The 3,871-nt window shown below is 50.4% G+C and carries 2 protein-coding genes and 1 pseudogene; all 3 read right to left on the reverse strand.

Annotation, left to right across the window (positions count from 1 at the left end; translation table 11 throughout):
• Positions 1-332: pseudogene (locus tag ACESLU_RS12665) on the reverse strand (electron transporter RnfC); the annotation flags it as partial.
• Between the two features lie 37 nt (positions 333-369).
• Positions 370-1,335 (reverse strand): Fe-S cluster domain-containing protein, encoded by a 966-nt coding sequence (locus tag ACESLU_RS12670; RefSeq protein ID WP_372639006.1) that lies wholly within the window; start codon positions 1,333-1,335, stop codon positions 370-372.
• A gap of 274 nt (positions 1,336-1,609) precedes the next feature.
• On the reverse strand, positions 1,610-3,871 hold a 2,262-nt coding region (locus ACESLU_RS12675; protein WP_372639007.1), incomplete at its 5' end, for a T9SS type A sorting domain-containing protein.

The following is a 3,871-nucleotide window of genomic DNA, read 5'->3' on the forward strand; positions in this document are numbered from 1 at the left end:
ATCCCCTCCTCCCACTCATCTCCCTCCACGTTGATGACTACCGCCATTCTCCGGTAGCCGCTCTGGTCGACCACTTCATCGACCTTCAGGACCTTTCCTGAAACCGATGAATGGACATTCGAGGATATGAAAGCCTCGCCTTTTGCGATGAGCTGACCCACCTTCACCGGATCCCCTTTTTTGACCAGAGGGACCGAAGGTGCGCCGAGATTCTGATTAACGGGAATATTCACTTGAGCCGGCAAAGGAAAGATTTCTATAGGCTGATCCTGTGAGAGTTTGTTTTCCGGCGGGTGAACACCTCCAAGAGAAAAAGTTCTTAATACACTCATCCTCGATAAGTTTCTGTTTATAGTGAGCTATTCATCGTTATTTACTGTCATCCGCCTTATCACCGTCTTCCTTTTCTTGTCCCGGTTTATCGGATCCGGTCATCACCTCCTTATCCGGTTGTTTTTCCGTTGCGGGCTTTTTATCTTTCTCTTCCTCCGGTGTTTTTTCTTTCCTTGGCGGGAAATTGATCTCATGGATAGCATTGGTCGGGCATTCCGGCACGCATTTACGGCACAATTTGCATTTATCCGCGTGGATATAGGCCAGATTATTTTCCATGGTAATAGCGTCGAAAGGACATATCTTCACGCATTTCCCACAACCTATGCAGGCAACTTCACAATTTTTCCTGGCTACTCCACCTTTTTCTTCATTAATGCAGCATATATAGATCCGCTTATCTTTTTTCCCTTTGGGCCGCAGTTCAATAATATCGCGCGGGCATGCTTCCACGCAGGCCCCGCATGCCACGCACTTGTCGTTCACCACGGGCAGGCCGGTTTCTTCGTCCATGTGAATGGCATCAAAGTCACAAGCCGCGACACAATCGCCAAGGCCGAGACAGCCATAAGGACAACCTGATTCTCCTGAACCCAGCGCATGGGCGAAGGCACAGGTTGCCGCTCCTTCATAAATTACCTTTTTGGGAGCATGCTCCCTGGAGCCGTTACACCTCACCACGGCGATCAAGGGTTCCTGTTCTTCTGCTTCGAGGCCGAGCGCATCGGCAACGATCTTCATAACTTCCGACCCCCCAACCGGGCAGTTAAAACCTTCAAGGGAGCCATCCTTTTTTGCTTTGGCCACGATCGCCTCCGCAAAATTCCTGCAGCCCGCGAAGCCGCACCCTCCGCAGTTAGCCGCCGGCAGCGCCTCTTCTACAACGTCAATATTCGGGTCTTCTATGACATTGAACTTCCGGGCCACGAAATAGAGGACGACAGCCGCAACAATGCCAATGGCACTGAGCGAGATCACAGAGTATAGAATTATTTCGTTCACGGTTTGGGTCTCCTACGTTTTTTCATCTATCATGAAAGGGTACCCCCCCTTTCGAGTGGCAAAATTATAAACAATTGTGAAATCTGTAACAAGGGAAAAAACAATTCATGAAGCCGGTAATATTCTGATAACGTGCGTCTTGTACGGCGCTATGATAATGAAATCATAATAAAAAGGCCTGAATGTGATGATTATCAAACACTTTCAGGCCCTCTTTAGAATCTTTCTAAATTTATTATAAATCAGCTATTTAGAACGTATTCAAGAAAATAGATTATTGTATAAGCAGTTTCTTCGAAGAGGTTATGGCCCCCGTTTTCACCTGGAGTACATACACGGCTTTCGGTATGTACTTCACACTGACCTTATTGGATACCGACCCGTTGGAAGAAACAAAACGCTGAGTGAAGATCTTTTGTCCCTGCAGGTCAAGCAGTTCCACCACCACCTCATCTCCTGTCCGTACACCGGTGATCGCGAAAGTGAAAGACTCCCTGGCCGGATTTGGTATGACGCTAATGTTTAAATCACTGTTTGTCCCCTCTTCCAAAAAGGTACATTCGTCAATATTAACAAACATCTTGTCGCTCACCTCACCGGTACATGGAAGCGTATCGGAAGCATGTAATACCAGCCTGGCCCATCCGTTCTCTATATCCTGGGGGCCGGGGCTATAATAAGGATCCAGGATGCTGTCATTGTCAAATGTCCCATCACCTTCCGTTGTCCAGTAGAGAGTATCATAGTTACTGGCCGTACCGTTCAGTTGCACCGCGTAACCGGCACAGATGGTCGTATCCGGGCCGGCGTTCGCGACTGCCATCCTGGCAAAAGCGAGATGGACCGAATCGGTAACCTCCGTTCCGGCCTCGTAACCGAACGCAGTCACCCACAGATCCACTTCACCGCTGGTGACATCGCCCTGTCCCCGAAGGTAAACAGCTTGTGGCTTGGTCGGATCGACGAAGAAACCGTCGCCTCCCGTTTCCCAGAGGACAGATTGCTGGTAAGATGCCTGCCCGTCGGTCAGGAAAGGTTCAGTCTCACAGATAACGGTATCATTGCCCGCATAAACTTCAGGAGGGAGGATAGGACCGAAATCAAAGGAAATGATCCTGGTTTTCCAGCCACTGGCACGGTATTCGGTGGTAAACCAGAAAGTGGAATCATCGGTCGGGTCCACCGACATGCATGCATAATCTCCCCAACGGTTAATACCCGATTGTGAATAGGTTCCCGATATCACCTGGGTTTCCGGGAGGGTCATCTGGCCCAGTGTATCATAGGCTCTTCTACCGGTATAATATATAGAAGGATAGGTTGAGGACCCTGAAATATTATGCCCCAGGGCAATATCTCCGTTACCGTTCATGGCTATGCTGGCCATCCAGCGGCTCTCCGTATCCGGTGCATAAGTTCCCTGCTGATAAATGTACCAGTCACCGGATTCTTTCCTGAACTCATACCACCGCACGCCCGCTCTTCCGCCGGCATTGACCGTATGATTGGTCATCAGGACCTCGTAAGTGCCAAAGTTCCGATATTGCAGCCTGTACATCAGCATCATGGCCAGGTCGTCCAGTTTGGTCGAGGTGCCGGGCTGGGTAATGCCGTTCACGTTCGGGTTGAACGATGCCGGCTGAAGGCTGTTTGCCAGCGTAAATGAAGAGTTGTTCGGATCACTCCAGTCGACATTGAACTCATAGATCTCAAAAGCCTGGGATGAATAAGTCTGCAGATGGGCAAAATAACAGGGGGTTCCCGCCGCGGGGGGCGTACCGTCGAAATCTGCCGGCAGCATGCTGAAATTACCCGGCTGATCGTAATAAACCATTCTTGCCGGAGCGCCGACCAGCATGGAATCCCTCTCAAACGCCGCCACGGCAGCGCGGGTATAACTGCCAAACATGTTGAATGTCGCGTAATATGCATCGCTCCATATTCCTAGTTTGGGGTAATCGTTGAAAGCCGAGAACTGAAAGGCATAACGGTAGTAAGCGCCCAGGGGGTCAGAGGTCTCGGAAACGGCGACGAGCTGCCAATAGGTCCCGTTGCTCGTATTAATGGCGAACTGAGAAGCCATCCAGCGATCGGCCTGTTCATCATACAGCACGATGGGATCCCCGTCGTTGGTACCCGTCCACGGCCCGATAAAACCGTTCCATAAAGTACTGTTGTCGACGGGTCCGTAAAGCAGGTTCCCTTCTTTGTCCCAAATCGCAAAAGAAAGATTGATCATCTGGAAATAATGATCGGGACCGACATCACCGTCGGTATCCGGGGGAAGAACGCCGTTCACGTTACCGACGCCGTCGATGTTGATGACCGGTCCGCGTACCTCCCTGGAAATGTTGTACACTGTTTGCAGCACGGGATCGATAAAGCCTTCGGGAATATCGGCCTGCTGGCTCCTGAAAGGCTCTTCGAGTGATTTATTTTTAATGATGCCGTCTTTCCAGCTCCTGTCACGCTCTCCAGGCAGGATCACTTCCATCTCGCGAAGCGGCAGCGTTTTATCATAATACACCGCTGTGGA

Origin of the sequence: Fodinibius sp. (assembly GCF_041642155.1) — a bacterium.
Taxonomy (GTDB): Bacteria; Bacteroidota; Rhodothermia; order Balneolales; family Balneolaceae; genus Fodinibius.